This window comes from Aggregatilinea sp. (genome assembly GCF_036822615.1).
In the GTDB taxonomy this organism is placed as follows: domain Bacteria; phylum Chloroflexota; class Anaerolineae; order Aggregatilineales; family Aggregatilineaceae; genus Aggregatilinea.
In genome coordinates, this window is record NZ_DAISHJ010000016.1 from 60,517 (window position 1) to 77,859 (window position 17,343).

The following is a 17,343-nucleotide window of genomic DNA, read 5'->3' on the forward strand; positions in this document are numbered from 1 at the left end:
CGCGTCGTCCGCCAGCGGCGGGTAGCCAAACGGAGAAGTAGTGCCCGGCTCCTCCATCGCGGCATCTTCAGTCGCGGCGGGCGTGCTCACCGGGAACAGTCCGCCCGTCAGCCCGCCGGACGCGGTCGCGGTCGGCGTAGGAGTGCTTTGCGAGGCGTCGCCCGCGGGCGGTGTAGCCGTGCCCGCCGGGAACAACCCACCGGTCAGCCCTCCGTCAGCCGTGGGAAGAACGGTCGCCGCTTCTTCGCTCTCAGTGTTCGGTCCGCCGCCGGACGCGTCGCCCGCTGCCACTTCCGGCCCGGTCAGCGTCAGCGTGAACGTCCCGACCGTCACCCGCATGTTTTCGTGCTGCAAGCGGCACGCATTGACCGTATACCAATCCGTCGCAGGCAGCGTCGTATCGAGCAGCGGATTCAGCCCGCCGCTGGGGCGGTCGTCATTGAACGCGATCGCATCTGCGCCACTGCCGCCTTCCAGGTAGAGCCAGAGCTGGCCGTCCAGGCTGCCGGACGTGCGCTGCATGTCGAGCACGATCGGATCGCCCGCCTGCCCCTCGAACCAGAAGGTCACGCACGGCACGTCCTCGGTGATCTCGCCGCTGACGGTATCGCCATAGACGATCTGCGTGCCGGTCTGCGCAGGCGGCGCGCTCCAGGCACGGGGCGCAGCGGCCCAACTTCCCGCGACCAGCGCCGCGCCTGCCGCCCACCCGATCCACCGCTTCGTGACTGTACGGTTCCGCATTCCGGTCACCTCATCGTGCCCGCATTCCAACCCGGATCAATCTGCTGCCGCACGAGTATAGGGCCAATTACGCGCCGCGCAAGACCCGCCAGCCGCCAACACCACGACCGCACATTTACCCCCACCCCGGTCCTGTGCTATAATCCCGATGCTCGCCGGAGTTTGGGCTGAGCGGCGGGCATCTGCGCCAATGGAGCGATAGCGATGCGCCACTACCAACGGCTTGACGATGTGCACTACGATGAAAGCAGCGATACCCTGACTTTTACCTGCAAGCAGGAACATGGCTGCGCGTCGGATCTGTGGTTTGGCCGTGAAGGGATGTACCTGAGCATTTCTGCCCAGCACGGTCCGCTGGAAATTGCGCTGCGCCCGCGTCTGCGTGACCTCACCACCAGCCTGGCCGACCTCAAGCCGACCGAGCATCTGGGCGTCATGCGAATGGTCGGAACCGGTCAGGCGCATGTAGAATTGGGACTCTCGACCAATGGCGAGCTGCTGATCCGTACGTCCATCATCGCGGACGCGACCGGGCACTTCGCCATGAACACGATCCTGTCGTCCGAGGCGCGCGAGCGCCTGTTTGAGTGGCTGGGAATCACGAACACCGCGCTCGACAGCTAGCGCACCAACAACCAATTCGTCGCCTGCGGGGAGAGCGTCCGGCACAGCCGGGCCACCGAAGGGGCAAACGGGGCAGCCGTAGACTGCGGCCTCCGTGAAACTCTCAGGTCCATGTACCCGCCGCGCGATTTCTCCTCTGGAAAGCGTACCGCTGTACGCGCCGACGGGGCAAGCCTTCCTCCTACGAAGGGCCAATCTCTCAGGCAGCAGCGACAGAGGCAAACAGTCAGTTCGATCTGTTTGCCTCTTTTTTGTTTGTCAGGGCCCCTGCACAACATGGTTGCGCGGGGTGATGTACCGGGGTCCCTGTGCAATAGGGTTGCGCGGGGTTCGTATGTCGATACACTCTTGCCAACTTCTGGCTCGGATTTTACTTTGCAAGAAAGGACTTTAACTGATGTCTGACTGGAAAACCCTCGACAACGCGAAATACACCGAAAACGACGAATGGGTGCTCGTAGACGGCGGCACGGCGAAGATCGGCCTCACCGACTACGCGCAGGATCAACTCTCTGACATCGTGTTCGTGGACCTGCCCGACGTGGGCGACAAGCTCAGCAAGGGCGAAGCCTTCGCCACCGTCGAGAGCGTCAAGGCCGCCTCGGACGTCTATGCCCCGATCAGCGGCGAAGTCGTCGCGGTGAACTCGGCCCTGGACGACGCGCCGGAGACGATCAACGGCGATCCGTTCGGCGCGGGCTGGATCGTGGAAATCAAGCTCGACAACACGGCGGAGCTGGCCGACCTGCTCGACGCCGCCGCGTACGTCAAGCACTGCGAAAGCCGGAGCTAAAAACACAAAACCGGCCAAACCATGCTTGTCTCCCCTCTCCAACTTGATTGGAGAGGGGCCGGGGGTGAGGTCGCAGTGATCACCGGGTTGACGTGCAAAGCCGCGTGACGCCAGGTAGGGGCAATTCATGAATTGCCCCTACCATAAATTCCCCCACAACCGGGCGATGCAAGCATCGCCCCTACGAAAAACGTGATTTGTGGAGGGAATAGCGCCATCCGATTTTCGCTTTTCTCCGTTTCCTCTTTGCAGGGAACGAGGGCGCAAAACGAACATTCATGACCTTATATATATAACGAGTATTTTTTGAGCACACCTGCCACCTCAAAACCTGAATTTATTGATCGTACGAGATCGTCAAGGAGTTGGAGTACATGAGCTATATTCCTCACACCGACGCCGACCGCGCGGACATGCTCAAGACCATCGGCGTACAGTCGATGGAGGAGCTGTTCGACCGCGTGCCGGACGAGCAGCGCTTCCCGCCCCTGGATTTACCGGAGGGGCTGAGCGAGATGGAAGTCGCCTGGGAAGTGGGCGGACTGGCGCGCGCCAACGTCAACACCAGCGACTATGCAACCTTCCTCGGCGCGGGCGCGTACAACCACTACATCCCCAGCATCGTGAACCACGTGCTGCTGCGCAGTGAGTTTTACACCGCCTACACCCCCTACCAGCCGGAAGTCAGCCAGGGCACGCTCCAGGCGATCTTCGAGTACCAGAGCATGATGATCGCGCTGACCGGCATGGAAGTCGCCAACGCCAGCCACTATGACGGCGCGACCGCGCTGGCCGAAGCCGTCACGATGGCCCGCGCGCACTATCGTGGCAAGCGCACCAAGGTGATCCTCAGCCCCGGCGTCAATCCGCAGTTCCGTGCCGTGGCCCGCACCTACCATCAGGGCAGCGGCATGAAATTCGTGGGCGACAAGGGCAGCGCCACCCTGACCGATCTGGTGGACATGCTCGACGACGACACCGCGATGCTCGTGGTCAGCTACCCCAACTTCTTCGGCCAGATCGAAGACTTCAGCACCCTTGCGGAATCCGTGCACAAGGCCGGAGCGCTGCTGTGCATGGTGGTCGATCCGATCATGCTCGGCCTGTTCAAGTCGCCGGGCGAGCTGGGCGCGGACGTGGTCGTCGGTGAAGGGCAGTCGCTCGGCATCCCGCTGAGCTTCGGCGGCCCGTACCTCGGCTTCTTCGCCACGCGGGAAGAATACGTGCGCAAGATCGCCGGGCGCGTCGTCGGCCAGACCGTCGATAACCATGGCCGCCGCGCCTACGTCATGACGCTACGCCCCCGCGAGCAGGACATCCGCCGCGAGAAGGCGACCAGCAACATCTGCACCAACCAGGGCTTGATGTCCCTCGCCGCGTGCGTTTATATGAGCGCGATGGGCAAGCACGGTCTGCGCAAGGTCGCGGAACTGTGCTACCAGAAGTCGCACTACGCCGCCGAACAGCTCAACGCACTGAACGGCTACAGCGTGGACATGAGCAAGCCGTTCTTTAAGGAATTCGTGCTCACCTGCCCGCGCCCGGTCGCGGAACTGAACGATTACCTGCTGGAGCACTGGGGCATCATCGGCGGCTACGATCTGTCGAAGGATCTGCCGGGCCGCGAAAACCAGATGCTCGTCGCCGTGACCGAGATGAACATTAAAGACGAAATTGATACGCTGGTCGAAGCCCTGCGCGATCCCGATGCGCACCTCGGCCACGATCACCATCACTAGCCGCCGCGAAGATAGGGACGCACCATGACGACAGAGTTGATTTTACAGAGCCAAAAAGAAGAGACGCCCGCTCCCCTGGAGCCGTTGATCTACGATCTCGGCGCGCCGGGACGCCAGGGCGTGCGCCTGCCCGATTCTGACGTGCCCACCGTCGATCTGCCCGCCGATCTGCTGCGCGCGGACCTCGATCTGCCCGAAGTCAGCGAGCAGGACGTCATGCGCCACTTCGTGCGCCTGAGCCACTTCAACCACAGCGTCGATACGGGCTTTTACCCGCTCGGCTCGTGCACCATGAAGTACAACCCCAAGGTCAACGAAGATATGGCCCGCCTGCCTGGGTTCGCCCAGGTGCACCCGCTGCAGGATCCGAGCACGGCCCAGGGCGCGCTGGCGATGATGTACCAGCTCCAAGAGTGGCTGGCCGAGATCAGCGGCATGGACGCGGTGAGCCTCCAGCCCGCCGCCGGGGCGCAGGGCGAATTCGCGGGCATCCTGATGATCCGCGCCTACCACCTCGCCAACGGCGAAGGCCACCGCACCAAGATCATCGTGCCGGACAGCGCCCACGGGACCAACCCTGCCACCACCGCGATGGCCGGGCTGGAAGTGATCGAGATTCCGTCCGACGCCAACGGCGACGTGGACCTGGACAAGCTGCGCGAGGTCTGCGGCGAAGACATGGCGGGCATGATGATCACCGTGCCCAACACGCTCGGCGTGTTCGAGACACACATCAAGGACATCGTGGAGATCATCCACGGCTGCGGCGGCTTGATGTACATGGACGGCGCGAACATGAACGCCATGTTGGGCGTCGCCAAGCCCGCCGAACTCGGCTTCGACGTGATGCACTACAACCTGCACAAGACCTTCAGCACCCCGCACGGCGGCGGCGGTCCCGGCAGCGGGCCGGTCGCCGTGGTGGAGAAGCTCGCGCCGTTCCTGCCCGGCCCGATCGTCACCGTCGTGGAAGAGGGCGAAGGCGACGAGCCGCCGCTGTATGGCCTGACCATGCCCGAGCAGAGCATCGGCGCGCTGAAGGCGTTCTACGGCAACTTCGGCATGATGGTCCGCGCCTTCAGCTACATCTCGACGTACGGCGCGGAGGGTCTGCGCGCGGTGACGGAACACGCCGTACTGAACGCGAACTACATCCGCGCCCGGCTCAAGGACGCCTACCCCATGCCGTTCGACCGCGTCTGCGGCCACGAATTCGTGTGCGAGGGTCACTGGGAGGGCGTGGAGGGCATTCACGCGCTGGACATTTCCAAGCGCCTGATGGACTACGGCATCCACCCGCCGACCAACTACTTCCCGCTGATCGTGCCCGAAGCGCTGCTGATCGAGCCGACCGAAACCGAGTCGAAGCAGTCGTGCGACGACTTCGCGGACGCCATGCTGACCATCGCCGCCGAGGCGAAGGAGCACCCGGAGCTGCTGCACGACGCGCCGCACACGACCCCCGTCGGGCGCGTGGACGACGTGCTCGCGGCCAAGCAGCTCATCCTGTGCTGCCGCCCCGTCCCGGATTACGGGGCGTAAGGCGAAAACCCCGACCTCACCCCCTGGCCCCCTCGCCAATCTAAGTTGGAGAGGGGGAACAAGGCAGGCGTGAAGTAAAACGTAATGATGGTTTTGCAGGTTGCCATTCCGTAAGACACAAGCAAAATCATCCCCGGGCAATCGATTTGAAGTCCCCTCTCCAACCTGGATTGGAGAGGGGATTTAGGGGTGAGGTCGTGTTGCGCGCCCGCCAAAGGATCGCCCATGTCCGACGAAACGCGCCAGCCGCCAATGGAAAAAACGCCGCCGAACTGGTGGGACCGGCTCGGTACGCTTGCGCGCGAAAAACGGCAGCAGCCCACTCCCGCAGAAGCACACCTCTGGACGTTCCTGCGTAATCGACAGCTCAACGATCTGAAGTTCCGGCGGCAAACCGCATTCGGCCCCTTCATCGTCGATTTTTACTGCGCCGAACACCATTTAGTCGTGGAAGTCGATGGGCCAATCCACTCAGATCGCACGACAGAAGATATTGAACGCCAGAATTACCTGGAACAACTCGGCCTGCACGTGCTGCGCGTTACGAATGAACAGGTCTTGCAGCATACAGATGAGGTGCTCAAGATGATCTGTGCTGCTATCAAGTCTCCTTAGTCGTCCTACTCCGATCCCTCATTCCTGCTCGTCCTGTTTCCCCGCAAAAAACAGGCTGCGAACCGGCCCGCTGATAGCGTATAACTGCATGTGGACTGCACCGCTGGCCCCTGCGTGACGTTGCGCAACAGTGGACCAGATGTGCTACACTTTCCGGTGAATTGTGAGGAAATTTCCGATGAGCCAGATGTCACCCACCACCGCAAGTCCACGCTGGCACGTCCTGGCCGCGTTCGCGTCCGTGTACGTGTTCTGGGGCGGTACCTACCTGGGGATCCGTTTCGCGCTGGAATCGCTGCCGCCGTTCCTGATGGCGGGCGCGCGCTTCCTCACCGCCGGGACGATTCTCTACGTCTGGATGCGTGCCAAAGGCGCGCCGCGTCCCTCGCGCATCCACTGGCGCGACACCGCGATCATCGGCGGCCTGCTCCTGTTGGGCGGCAATGGCGGCGTCACCTGGGCGGAACAGCACGTCCCGTCGAGCCTCGCCGCGCTGGTCGTCGGCGCGATGCCGCTCTGGATCGCACTGCTGGGCTGGCTCTTTTTCGGCAGTGGACGCCCGACCTCGCGCCTATCCCTCGGCCTGATCACCGGCTTCGTGGGGATCGCACTGCTCGTCGGCCCGGACAATCTGACGGGCGAAGGCGGCAGCCTCGCGGGGATCGGTGCGCTGTTGTTCGCGGCGCTGTCGTGGGCGTTCGGTTCGCTCTACGCGCTCCGCGCCACGCTGCCGCGCACCCCGCTCCAGGTGACCGGCATGGAGATGATTTGCGGCGGCGCGCTGTTGGCCGCGCTCGGCACGCTCTCCGGCGAATGGGGCGATGTACATCTGGCGGAAATTTCGCTCAAATCCGGCGTGGCGTTCGGCTATCTGGTCATCGGCGGATCGCTGCTCGGCTTCTCGGCCTACGTGTGGCTGCTGCAAAACGTGCCACCCGCCCAGGCCGCGACGTACGCTTACGTGAATCCCGTGGTGGCGCTGTTCCTCGGCTGGGCACTGGCCGACGAGCCGGTCACCGCGCTGACTCTCATCGCTGCGGCCATCATCATCGGCTCGGTAGTGCTCATCACCACGGCGAAAGTGCGCCCGGCTCCTGTCGAGCCGGAGCCCACCCCGGTCCTGTCCGAACCGGTCCCTTCACCTTCGGGCGCAGGAAAGTGAGCTTTTATGCAGTTGATCGTCGCGTCCTATCCGGATCAGGCTGGGCGCTGGCCGGAAACTGGCCGCCACATCATGGCCCAATTCGACGACCGCAGTGTGGTGGTCTACCAGGCGTTCCGGCCCGAAATCGCCCGCTTCGCCGCTGAGCACGGTTATTTTGGCGACGAATTCAGCTATACCCGCATGAGCTGGGTTAAAACCAGCTTCTTGTGGATGATGTACCGCTCCAACTGGGGCACGAACGAAAACCAGGAAGCGATCGTGGCCGTGTGGCTGCGGCGCGATGCGTTTTTGCACATCCTGGCGAACGCCGTGCACGCGTCGTTTCCGCAGGGCGTTTATTCCAGCCGCGAGACGTGGCAGGTTTTGATCAACAACTCGGACGTACGCGTGCAGTGGGATCCGGATCACGATCCGGCAGGGGAAAAAGTGGAGCGCCGCGCGATCCAGCTTGGCATTCGCGGCGCGTTTTTACGCCAGTATGGGCGCGGCGGCTGGATCGAGCGCGTCGAGGATATCACGCCGTTCGTCGCGGAGCAGCGCCAGATCGTACAGGCGCGCAACTTCGCCGCCCTACGCACCCCGCTGGAGCGTCCTTTCCCCGTGCTCGATCCTGCCGTCCACGACCGGCTCCAAATGGACACGCCCGGCAGGCCGAGCGTGTCGTGATCAGGCCGGAACCGGATCGCCCGTCAGGAACGGCAGCACCAGCGGCGGCGTATTCAGCAGGGCGTGTCCCGCGCCGGGCACGATCGTCACGTCCAGGCGGGGCAGCAGCCCGCGCAGCCGCGCCGCGATCTTTTCGTTGTCGCGGATGATGTCCTTCTCGCCGCCCAGCAGCAGGACCGGCATGGTCAGCCGCCGCAGTTCCTCGTCCGTGAATACCGGCAGCACGCCGATGCGCGGGTTGAAGTTGCTCGACACCAGCACGGTGATGTCCTCGACGCCCTCCGGCACCGCCTGATCCCCGAACATCGAGCGGGAGATGCGCCGCATTCCCCGCTTGCCGAGCATCCCCAGGATGATCGCGCGCGCCAGAAACGATGCGCGATCCGGCACGACCCCACCCGGAGCCAGCAGCACCAGTTTTTCGACGCGCTCCGGGTGCGCCACGGCGAACTTGAGCGCCGTCCACCCGCCCTGCGACAACCCTTCCAGCGTCACGCGCGTCACGCCCAGGCCGTCGAGCACGTCCTCCATCCACTCCGCAAACGCCGGACCCTTCCACTCGGGACGGTTCTGCGCGCTGCGCCCCGCCTCGCCGATCAGGTCCACGCCATAGAGCCGGTAGAACGGCGCATACGCGGCGAACTCGCTCGCCCATGTCGCCGAATTCGTGCCCGCGCCGTGCAGCAGCACCAGCGGCGGCGCACCCTCAGTCCCGCCCTCAATCACGAACGTCTCACCGTGCCGGGTGGGCACGGTAAGCGTCGTATAGGGGGTGGGCCAGTTGGAAAGCAGCGTATCGTACACCGCCATCACCGTCCGCTCCCCCTCCGGCGATTTAAAGATCGTAGTCCCAGCCATCTTTGCTCCTCCTCACGTGCTCGCGCTGTTCCTCTGACTTCAGTCTACTTCGAAAACGCCTGAAGCTCATCGATGCAGCCGCGCCGCACCGCCAGATCGAGCACCTTCATCTCCCCGCGCCGCTTGAAGTAGAGCGCAGCGTAATTCCGCTGCACGGCAGTACCCTCGAACAGATAGTGCTGGATGTGCGCCTCCCCTTCAGGCGTAGTCACCAGCCCCAGCGCGTAGTCCACCAACCGCGACGTGGTGAAGGTCATCTCCGGCTCCAGCCACTCCATCAGACAGTCGACATCCTCGACCCGCCCGGAGCGCCCCCACTCCTCGACCACGGCAAGCCTGAGCTGCATTTGACGATTCACCATGGCCTGTCCTTCTTCCCGGCCCAGCGGTCGCCGCGCGATCTCCGGCCGCACATGTGACCCTTTCTGAACCTTTTACATATCTAAAAACCTTTTTTCAGTCTACAACAGGTTTTCAGATCGGTACAGGTCCAATTGTTAAGGAATTGTCAAGATAACCGCGCGGCACGCAAAAAAAGGACGGGCTACCCCGTCCTCCGTAGCTATTCACAGATCCGTGTCCTCAAATCCGGCCAAAACCAGGGCGGATTAGATGCCCCTTAACTTTTAAATCTGGACAAAGCCAGGGCGGGTTAGAAACCCGCCCCTACAAAACCCGGTTGAGAGCTGTCTGTCTCCCCTCTCCAACTTGATTGAAAAGGGGCCGGGGGTGAGGTCCGCTTTTTGCTCGCGCCCTATTCCTCGTTCTTTGCGATCGGGAACTGGATTTCCGTGACGTTCCGCGACGGATCGACCTGATCGAAGTTCAGATACACCTCGCGGCTTTCGGCGCAGATGTGATAGCCGTTCGACTCGATCCAGCCCATCATGGCCCGGTACGCTTCGGGCAGCGTATCGAACGCGCCCCGGTGCACGGTGCAGGCCATCGCCTCGATGGCGGGCAGTTCGTGCACCTCGATGCAGCCGGAACCCGGCACGGCGCGGCTGATCGGCATCGCCACCTCGATGCGCCAATCCGAGCACTCGTCGGCATAACCGTACAGCATCATCGGCGGTCCTCCGAATCCGGCGCTGGTCCGCTCCACGAACGACGCCACTTCCCCGAACAGCCGCCCGGCGATGGCGCCAATCGTCTCCGAATTGCCCTCGTCTCGGATCGCGGCCACGCGGATCGGATCGACCTGTTTCACGATCACGTCATAGTCTGGCATTTTGCCCTCCTGCTCGATCTGCTTGAGCCGGACCTCGACGCGGGCCAGCCGGGCCTGCTCCTCATCGACGAGCTGCCGCAGCTCCGCCCGTTTCAGCCGCAGCATGCCGCGTATCTGGTCCGCAGGCAGATCCTCGTCCAGAAGCTGCGCGATCTGCTCCAGCGACAGGCCCAGGTCCTTCAACGCCAGAATGCGGTTCAGGCGCGGCAGCAGGTCCAGTGTGTAGTACCGGTAGCCGGTGAAGCGGTCCACCTCGGACGGCTTCAGCAGGCCCATATCGTCGTAGTAGCGCAGCGTCTTGATCGACACCCGGCTCAGTTTTGCGAAATCACCGATTTTCAACATAACAGGCTGTGCTCCGCGCGGCTCACACTGATGGATCGAAGCTTCAGTTTTCAGTATGCACCCTACCCCAACAGGAGAGTCAAGCGCAACTTTCCGCGCTACAATGGGCGCCGTACCCAATTCACCAGGAGTGACATACATGCGGTACTTCATCACCGGGGCAACCGGGTTTATCGGCGGGGAAGTCGCCCGCCAACTGATCGCCGCCGGGCACGAGGTCGTTGCGGTCGTGCGCTCGCCCGGCAAAGCGCAGCCGCTCGCTGATCTGGGCGTACAGATCGCGGCGGGCGACATCGCAGACAAAGAATCCATGCGCGGACCCATGACCGGCGTCGATGGCGTGTTCCACATCGCGGGCTGGTACAAGATCGGGCCGGGCATCAAGGGGCGCGCCGAAGCGGAACGCACCAACGTCCAGGGCACGCGCAACGTGCTGGAACTCATGCGCGAGCTTGAGATTCCGAAGGGCGTTTATACCAGTACCATCGGCATCTTTTCGGACACGCACGGGCGGGTGCCGGACGAAACCTACCGTTACAACGGCCCGTTCCTGAACGAATACGAGCGCAGCAAGTGGATCGCGCACTACGAAGTGGCCGAACCGATGATCCGCGACGGGCTGCCGCTGGTGATCGTGCAGCCGGGCGCGGTCTACGGCCCCGGCGACACCAGCCCCATCGGCGAGACGCTCGAACAATATTTGCAGCACCGCCTGCCCGCGATCCCGCGCCGCACGGCATACTGCTGGGCGCACGTCGAAGACACGGCACGCGGACATCTGCTGGCAATGGACAAGGGTGCGCTGGGCGAAGCGTATATCATCGCCGGGCAGGTCGCCACGCTGGTCGATGCGCTCCAGCTCGCGCAAGAAATCACGGGCATTCCCACGCCACGCCTCCGCTTCGCGCCGGGCATGATGAAAGCCGCCGCGCAGGTGATGTCGCTCATCGGGGGCGTCGTGCCGCTGCCTCTCACCTTCAAGCCCGAAGTCCTGCGCACGGCAGCAGGCGTCACCTACCTGGGCAGCAGCGACAAGGCGCGCGAGGCGCTGGGCTTCACCACGCGCCCGCTGATCGAGGGACTGCGCGAAACCCTGCTGTACGACATGCAGCGCCTGGAGATCAACCAATAGCCCCGTGGTGCCGGGGGCGGGCTTGATGCTCTTTAAGGTCTAATTCGAAGATGAAAAAGGGGCGAGTTCGAAGCTCGCCCCTGCATAATCCCGTTGGGTAATTGCTCGCCGCGCCCAGCTAACCGCCCGCTGCTAGTCGTTGCCCTTGATCGCCAGGAACAGCGCCCGCCCGTACGGATCGTTCAGCACGTTGAACGGCTCAAACGACAGGTCGAGCACGGACACATCCGCGAACCCGGCGCGGTCCAACAGCGCGACGACCGCCGTCAGCGGATAACCGCGCTCGGCGTGAATCTCGTCGCTGCGCTGCCAGCCGTTCGCCTGCCGCTGCCAGATCGTGTAATTGCGCAGGTTGCTCAGCGTCTCGAAGCTGAAGCGGTCCTGCACCGTGATCGTCAGATCCGCGAGGTTGTCGAAATTATCCGACTGCCCGGTGCGCTCCAGGTTCGCCAACCCCTGCACCGTCCGCAGATCGAACAGGAACGGCTTGCCCGGTTCCAGCACGGCGTGCACCTGCCGCAGCGTCGTCTCGACGTCGCGCAGGCTGTGCAGCGCATTGATCACGCCGCCCAGCGACACCACCAGATCCATGCGCCCAACCGGTGATTCCAGCGAGCGCATATCCATGTGATACAGCTCCGGCGGCGCGAAGCTCAGGCTCTCCGAGTGCGCGGCGATGTTGGCCCGCGCCTGCGCAAGCATCGACTCGCTCGCGTCGATCCCCACCGCGCGGTAGCCTTGCTCGGCCAGCCAGATGGCGGACTGCCCCGTGCCGCAGCCCAGGTCGAGCACGTGCCGCCCGGCCCAGTTCACCACCGCAAACAGGTGATTCAGGCAGCGCGGCAGCATGTTCAGGCCATAGTCGGCATAACCCGCCCGGTCGTAAACCTGCGCCAGCCGGTTGTAAGGTGTAACGAGAAACGGCGTCGTGTCTGACATAAGCACTATTTCACTGGCATGAACGGATCAAGGTGTCGCGGACGAACAGCACATAGGACGTGGAAACGATATTCCCCACACGGCGATCTCACCGGAGTGATCTGTTTATAATACGAATAGGACGGCGCGGCAACACGTCCCCCCGCCTCCTGCACGCTACGACTCCGGCGTGTCCGGTGACGTCAGCGGCGCATAACTGAAAATGTCGTCGTAGCGCACCGAGTACAGCACCACGCTGCCCTCGGTATAGTTATCCACGTTGAACGCCGGATCTTCGATCAGGTAGTTCTGGTTCCCTTCCGTCGATTTGAGCGCGCCCAGGTCGATCTCGTACTGCGACACTTGATCCAGATCGTCGCGCGATTTCGGGGCGGGATAGGCGCTCAGCACCACGTGCAGGTCTGGCCCGCCGATCGCGCCCAGCCCGTCGATGCGCAGCAGACGCCGCCCGTCAGAGAGCCGGTAAATACTCGCCGTGCCCGTCGCACTGCGGATTGCGTCCACGGTTACGAACGGGCCGCTCAGCAGCAGCGTCACGTTCGCCGGATCGGCGTCGGTCGCGGGCAGATTCGGATCGTCGATGCTGACCGGTTCCACCAGCCGCGCCGCGACGTAATCGATCGCTTTCTGCTTATCGTCGGCGTACATGGTGTTATAGATGTCTTGCGTCTCTTCCGGCAGATCGTAAAACGCCGCCGGAAAAATACCCTGCTGTTCGTCCTGTTCCAGATATGGCGCGACTTGATCCAGCCACAACGGCGACAGCAGCAGCGCCAGTGTCACGACAGCCCCAACCGCCAGCAAACCCCACGCGGGTCGTGTATTCATAAACGATCACTTTTCCAGGTGCAGCCAGATTGATGAGCCGTAATCATAACGAACGCGCCGCGATTGGGCCAGAGATGCTGCCCAGCGCGCCAACACCGTACTTACGAGTCATCGACATACACCTATGTTGTGAGTATACTGCTAGGTGGGTCAAGGGGGGCACTGGATCAATCCACACGCACAAAACCCGAACATTCGTTGTCATGTCATCGCCGGCGAGTCAAACAGCGCTCATTGCTCAAGCTTGTGTCGCTTCATCCGCAGCAGCGACCGGATATTTTTGCTTGTATAGACATAGGTATTTCCGAAAAAACTGTACAAAACTGACTTGTCAACTAGCAAGAATGCACTTATCATATAAGTTAAGGATTGAATATCGTTTGTTATCCGATTTACTACGGAAAAGACTCCATGCCTGCTTCTCTACGTTGGCACGACACGTGTCCCATCTTGATTCAAGCCCTGGTTGGCGAGATTTCCGGGGGCGAGCTGCAAGAAATGTGTGACTGCCGCTGGAAGATGTTGGACGAAGCCAACCGGCAAGTCATCCTGCTGGCCGATGCGCATGATCTGGACGGTTTGACGAGTGCGGAACCTGCTTCAACGCTGTGCGACAGCGTGATCCACCACCCCAATGTCTACCGGACTTTGATCGTGCTCAAGCCGACGTTGTTTCGAAGCGTGCGCGGTGCAGTCGAATCGATGCAGCCTCACGGCCTGCCTATCGCATTCTATTCCGATGCCGACGCCGCCATGACCGAGGCTGAGGCATTATGTAAAGCGATGCGTTAACGAGCTAGTCTACTGGCCGAACGTCGCAGACTTTCCAGCCGTCCTCATCGACCAGAATAAACCGTACAGCGCCTTGGCCCCCATAATCGCGGACTTCTACCTCGCTCCCGGGCAGCTTCAGCGTAGCGACACCGGTCATCTCCAACGTAATTTGGCGATCGTTCTGGCTTACCACGCTGAAATCGAGATGCTGCATATCGACCGCCGTCGCCGGGTTGCCCGTCTCGCTGGCCCACTGGCTGGTAACGTCGCGCCAATCGCTGCACGTCAGGGCGGTGATCCCGGCGGTGTCCTGGGTCCACAGGCTGCTCAAAAACGCCTTACTGATCGCAACCGGATCGCCCTTGTCGCGTTCGCAGGCGGCCAGCGCCAGGATCAGCGCCAGGGCCAACACCCCCAGCCGCTTCCACCGATCGCTCGGAGTAAACAAAACGCCCGGCAGCAGGCGCTGCCAGGCGTTCACGTTGTCATAGCTCATGCGAGATCCGGCCTCAAACCTGTTTGAAGACCGGGCGCGTTACTGCGCGGCCTGGGTCGCGTCGGCGGCGGGCTCTTCCGTCGCCATAGGCTCGCTCTCGACCGGCGCAGCCGTCATCTCGACGCCGTCGCCAAAGTCGGACTTATCGGAGACGCACCAGCCGTCTTCGTCCGCCATCCACAACACGATGCGCGTGTCCAGGTCCTCGTTCGTTTCCTCGTTGTGGACCTTCTGCGCCAGCTCTACTTCGTCGGCATCATTCTCCGGCCCGACCAGATAGGAGCCGGTCACGATGATTTCTTCCTGGTTGTTGCCCTTGCCGATGTCGAACTTGAGGTCTTTGTTGTGAATGTTTTGCACGCTGTACATCTCGGCCAGGGACGCGGTCTGGTCCTGGAACGAATCGCACGCGTACTTCTGCGCCGCAGCCGAGTCACCCTTGAGCAGCGCATTCATGTAATCTTCGGCAACGTCCCGCGACTCGGTGCTGCAGGCGGTCAGCAGCATGGGGACGATCAACAGGGCAACCAAAACGAGACCGAACCGCTTTGACATAACAATCTTTCTCCTCATGATAAGCGCCGTGCGAAACAATTGATCGGCGGCTGAATCATACCCCTATTGTGCGGCATGACGCAATAAACTTCTGGCTGAAAACACCCCGCCGATTAGCACAAATCCGCGTGCTTTCGGGCACATTTTCGGCCCGGAACCCGCTTCCCTGTGCAGCCATGTAGTTTACCGTCACGCGCCTTAGTAAAATATAGATCACCCTTTTCTGTCATACATTTTCACCTCCGGCTGATCGACCTGCTGCTGGCAGCCGCCGCAAGGATGTTATAATCGCCTGTAGGGCCGTTCGTTGCGCCAGCTCAGGCGCATGCCGCATCCCCGGTCCGTGCGGCAGCGGCAGACGCGGAACCGTCCGCGCCCCGCCGCCCAGACAGGCCCGGAATCCTGGACCCACGCCAGCCTATACGCGCACCGCTCGTACCCATCCGGCGTATCCCGGCGCGCGCCCTCACGCTGCTCAACGGAGGAGCCACACATGTCCGAACAAAAGTCATCCGGCGGCAACGAGCCGCTCATCGTCATCGCGTCCAATCGCGGCCCGTTCTCGTTCACGCAAGTCAAGAACGGCGGCTTTACCGCCCAACGCGGCAGTGGCGGGTTGGTCACCGCGCTGGGCGCGCTGGCCGAACGCCACGAGGTCCTATGGGTCGCGGCGGCACTCGGCAAGGGTGACGAAGCCTGGCAGGCCGCACACGGCGACCAACCCGCGGATGTCGAAGGTGTGCGGCTGCGGCTGGTCCGCACCGCGCCGCGCCGGTACGACCAGTATTATAATGTCATCGCCAACCCGCTGCTGTGGTTCATCCAGCACGAGTTATGGGACATCCCGCGCAAACCGAGCATCACCGGCGAGACGTGGAAAGCGTGGCGCAGCGGCTATCAGGCCGTCAACCGCACCTTTGCCGAAGCGATCGCGGACAGTGTCAAGGACACCGACCGCCCAATCATCATCTTTCCGCAGGATTATCACCTCTATCTCGTGCCGCACGTCCTGCGCGAGATGCTCGGCGAGCGCGTGCAGATCCAGCCGTTCATCCACATCCCGTGGCCCGGCCCCGATGCGTGGCGCATCCTGCCCGGCGAGATGCGCACCGCCATCCTGACCAGCCTGCTGGCCTCCGACCGGGTCGGCTTCCAGACCCAGCGCGACGCGTTCAACTTCGTGCAGTGCTGCCGCCTCTATGTCGATGACGCGCACTCGCACGGCAGCCGCAACTCGATCGACTACCACGGTCGCCGCGTGGAAGCCCGCACCTACCCCATCTCCATCGACATTGAAAAGATGGAGGAGCTGGCCGCCGAAAACGAAACGCGGCTGCTGAAAGCACAGATGATGGCCTTCGTCGGCGACAGCAAGCTGATCCTGCGCGTGGACCGCATCGAGCCGAGCAAGAATATCCTGCGCGGCCTGGAAGCCTTCCGCGAGCTGCTGGTCAACCACCCGGAACATAAGGGCCGCGTGCAGATGCTGGCGCTGCTCGTGCCGTCGCGCATGGAAGTGGACGAATACCAGGACTACTTGCAACAGATCATGGCCGACGCGGGCATGATCAACGCCGAGTTCAGCGAGGAATCGTGGGAGCCGGTGCGTATCCTGGTGGGCGAAAACTACCGCCGCGCGATTGGAGCCATGCAGATCTACGATGTGCTGTTGGTCAATCCCATCGCGGACGGCATGAATCTCGTTGCGAAAGAAGGCGCGCTGGTCAACCAGCGCGACGGCGTGCTGCTGCTCTCCGAGCACGCGGGCGTGTTTTACGAGCTGGGCGAGCACGCGCTGACCGTCTCGCCCTTCGACACCTACGGCACGGCAGAGGCCATGCACCAGGCGCTGACGATGCCGCCCGGTGAGCGTCACGACCGCGCCGAGGCGTTACGCGCCGCCGTCAAGAGTTCGGGCGTCCGCTCGTGGTTTTACGCTCAACTGGACGACGCCATGCGCACGCTGAGCAGCCAGTCTAAAAACGCCTCGACGTCCTGAATGCCATCAAGCAGCAGGTCGGCGCTGGCCGCCACGATGTCCGGCGTCTCCGGCGCGATGACGCCCAGCCCAAGCGCGTAACACGTCCCGTGCTCGCGCAGGGCGCGGGCGGCGCGCAGCGCGTCGGCGTCGGTGGTATCGTCGCCCAGATATACCGCGCCATCCAGGGTATACTCGGTCACGAGCGCGCGGAACGCGCTGCCCTTGTCGATCTCCAGCGGCGGGCGCAGCTCGAAGACCATCCGGCCCTCGACCAGCCGCAGCCCGGCCTCGTGCGCGATCGCCGCGATCGAGGGGC

19 protein-coding genes and 1 riboswitch are annotated in these 17,343 nt (G+C 62.8%); of the genes, 10 read left to right on the forward strand and 9 right to left on the reverse strand.

Annotated features, from left to right (window positions below; all coding sequences use genetic code 11):
* The coding region (locus V7116_RS07690; RefSeq protein ID WP_324391313.1) for a PPC domain-containing protein at window positions 1–744 on the reverse strand (744 nt) is incomplete at its 3' end.
* Between the two features lie 204 nt (window positions 745–948).
* Between V7116_RS07690 and V7116_RS07695 the strand changes: the two genes are divergently transcribed.
* The 7 genes from V7116_RS07695 to V7116_RS07725 all read left to right on the forward strand — a co-directional run bounded on the left by V7116_RS07695 (window position 949) and on the right by V7116_RS07725 (window position 7,888).
* Window positions 949–1,368: a hypothetical protein gene (locus V7116_RS07695; protein ID WP_324391314.1), complete on the forward strand. Its 420-nt coding sequence runs from the start codon at window positions 949–951 to the stop codon at window positions 1,366–1,368.
* Window positions 1,369–1,494: 126 nt separating this feature from the next.
* A riboswitch (glycine riboswitch) is annotated at window positions 1,495–1,594 on the forward strand.
* A gap of 171 nt (window positions 1,595–1,765) precedes the next feature.
* Entirely contained in the window at window positions 1,766–2,161 is a 396-nt protein-coding gene (gcvH, locus tag V7116_RS07700) for a glycine cleavage system protein GcvH (protein WP_324391315.1), read from the forward strand.
* Between the two features lie 374 nt (window positions 2,162–2,535).
* Window positions 2,536–3,900 carry an aminomethyl-transferring glycine dehydrogenase subunit GcvPA gene (gcvPA, locus tag V7116_RS07705; protein ID WP_324391316.1) on the forward strand — a complete coding sequence of 455 codons (1,365 nt, stop codon included), beginning with the start codon at window positions 2,536–2,538 and terminating at the stop codon, window positions 3,898–3,900.
* 24 nt (window positions 3,901–3,924) lie between these two features.
* A complete protein-coding gene (gene gcvPB / locus V7116_RS07710; RefSeq protein WP_324391317.1) occupies window positions 3,925–5,442 on the forward strand; it encodes an aminomethyl-transferring glycine dehydrogenase subunit GcvPB in 1,518 nt (505 codons plus the stop codon).
* A gap of 225 nt (window positions 5,443–5,667) precedes the next feature.
* A complete protein-coding gene (locus V7116_RS07715) occupies window positions 5,668–6,057 on the forward strand; it encodes an endonuclease domain-containing protein (protein ID WP_324391318.1) in 390 nt (129 codons plus the stop codon).
* Between the two features lie 178 nt (window positions 6,058–6,235).
* Entirely contained in the window at window positions 6,236–7,219 is a 984-nt protein-coding gene (locus V7116_RS07720) for an EamA family transporter (protein ID WP_324391319.1), read from the forward strand.
* A 6-nt stretch (window positions 7,220–7,225) separates the two neighbouring features.
* Window positions 7,226–7,888 carry a DUF4291 domain-containing protein gene (locus tag V7116_RS07725; RefSeq protein ID WP_324391320.1) on the forward strand — a complete coding sequence of 221 codons (663 nt, stop codon included), beginning with the start codon at window positions 7,226–7,228 and terminating at the stop codon, window positions 7,886–7,888.
* On the opposite strand, the gene V7116_RS07730 is transcribed toward V7116_RS07725, so the two are convergent.
* The 3 genes from V7116_RS07730 to V7116_RS07740 all read right to left on the reverse strand — a co-directional run bounded on the left by V7116_RS07730 (window position 7,889) and on the right by V7116_RS07740 (window position 10,322).
* Window positions 7,889–8,746 carry an alpha/beta fold hydrolase gene (locus V7116_RS07730; RefSeq protein WP_324391321.1) on the reverse strand — a complete coding sequence of 286 codons (858 nt, stop codon included), beginning with the start codon at window positions 8,744–8,746 and terminating at the stop codon, window positions 7,889–7,891.
* Window positions 8,747–8,790: 44 nt separating this feature from the next.
* A complete protein-coding gene (locus tag V7116_RS07735) occupies window positions 8,791–9,108 on the reverse strand; it encodes a hypothetical protein (RefSeq protein ID WP_324391322.1) in 318 nt (105 codons plus the stop codon).
* A 392-nt stretch (window positions 9,109–9,500) separates the two neighbouring features.
* On the reverse strand, window positions 9,501–10,322 hold the full coding sequence (locus V7116_RS07740; protein WP_324391323.1) for a MerR family transcriptional regulator: 822 nt from the start codon (window positions 10,320–10,322) through the stop codon (window positions 9,501–9,503).
* Window positions 10,323–10,461: 139 nt separating this feature from the next.
* Here V7116_RS07740 and V7116_RS07745 point away from each other — a divergent pair, with 139 nt between their 5' ends.
* Window positions 10,462–11,454: an NAD-dependent epimerase/dehydratase family protein gene (locus V7116_RS07745; RefSeq protein ID WP_324391324.1), complete on the forward strand. Its 993-nt coding sequence runs from the start codon at window positions 10,462–10,464 to the stop codon at window positions 11,452–11,454.
* A 132-nt stretch (window positions 11,455–11,586) separates the two neighbouring features.
* Here V7116_RS07745 and V7116_RS07750 read toward each other — a convergent pair whose 3' ends face one another.
* Window positions 11,587–12,393: a class I SAM-dependent DNA methyltransferase gene (locus tag V7116_RS07750; RefSeq protein ID WP_324391325.1), complete on the reverse strand. Its 807-nt coding sequence runs from the start codon at window positions 12,391–12,393 to the stop codon at window positions 11,587–11,589.
* Between the two features lie 156 nt (window positions 12,394–12,549).
* Complete coding sequence (locus V7116_RS07755) at window positions 12,550–13,221, reverse strand: DM13 domain-containing protein (protein ID WP_324391326.1); 672 nt, start codon at window positions 13,219–13,221, stop codon at window positions 12,550–12,552.
* Between the two features lie 450 nt (window positions 13,222–13,671).
* Here V7116_RS07755 and V7116_RS07760 point away from each other — a divergent pair, with 450 nt between their 5' ends.
* A complete protein-coding gene (locus V7116_RS07760) occupies window positions 13,672–14,013 on the forward strand; it encodes a hypothetical protein (RefSeq protein WP_324391327.1) in 342 nt (113 codons plus the stop codon).
* Window positions 14,014–14,017: 4 nt separating this feature from the next.
* Here V7116_RS07760 and V7116_RS07765 read toward each other — a convergent pair whose 3' ends face one another.
* Together V7116_RS07765 and V7116_RS07770 are read right to left on the reverse strand one after the other, a co-directional pair.
* Window positions 14,018–14,491 (reverse strand): hypothetical protein, encoded by a 474-nt coding sequence (locus V7116_RS07765; protein WP_324391328.1) that lies wholly within the window; start codon window positions 14,489–14,491, stop codon window positions 14,018–14,020.
* 39 nt (window positions 14,492–14,530) lie between these two features.
* Window positions 14,531–15,046 carry a hypothetical protein gene (locus tag V7116_RS07770; protein WP_324391329.1) on the reverse strand — a complete coding sequence of 172 codons (516 nt, stop codon included), beginning with the start codon at window positions 15,044–15,046 and terminating at the stop codon, window positions 14,531–14,533.
* Window positions 15,047–15,539: 493 nt separating this feature from the next.
* On the opposite strand from V7116_RS07770, the gene V7116_RS07775 reads away from it, so the two are divergent.
* Window positions 15,540–17,045 (forward strand): alpha,alpha-trehalose-phosphate synthase (UDP-forming), encoded by a 1,506-nt coding sequence (locus V7116_RS07775; protein WP_324391330.1) that lies wholly within the window; start codon window positions 15,540–15,542, stop codon window positions 17,043–17,045.
* Here V7116_RS07775 and V7116_RS07780 read toward each other — a convergent pair.
* Window positions 16,985–17,343 (reverse strand): trehalose-phosphatase (locus V7116_RS07780; RefSeq protein ID WP_324391331.1); only part of this gene is annotated, 359 nt, incomplete at its 5' end. The two genes, V7116_RS07775 and V7116_RS07780, sit on opposite strands and share 61 nt — an antisense overlap.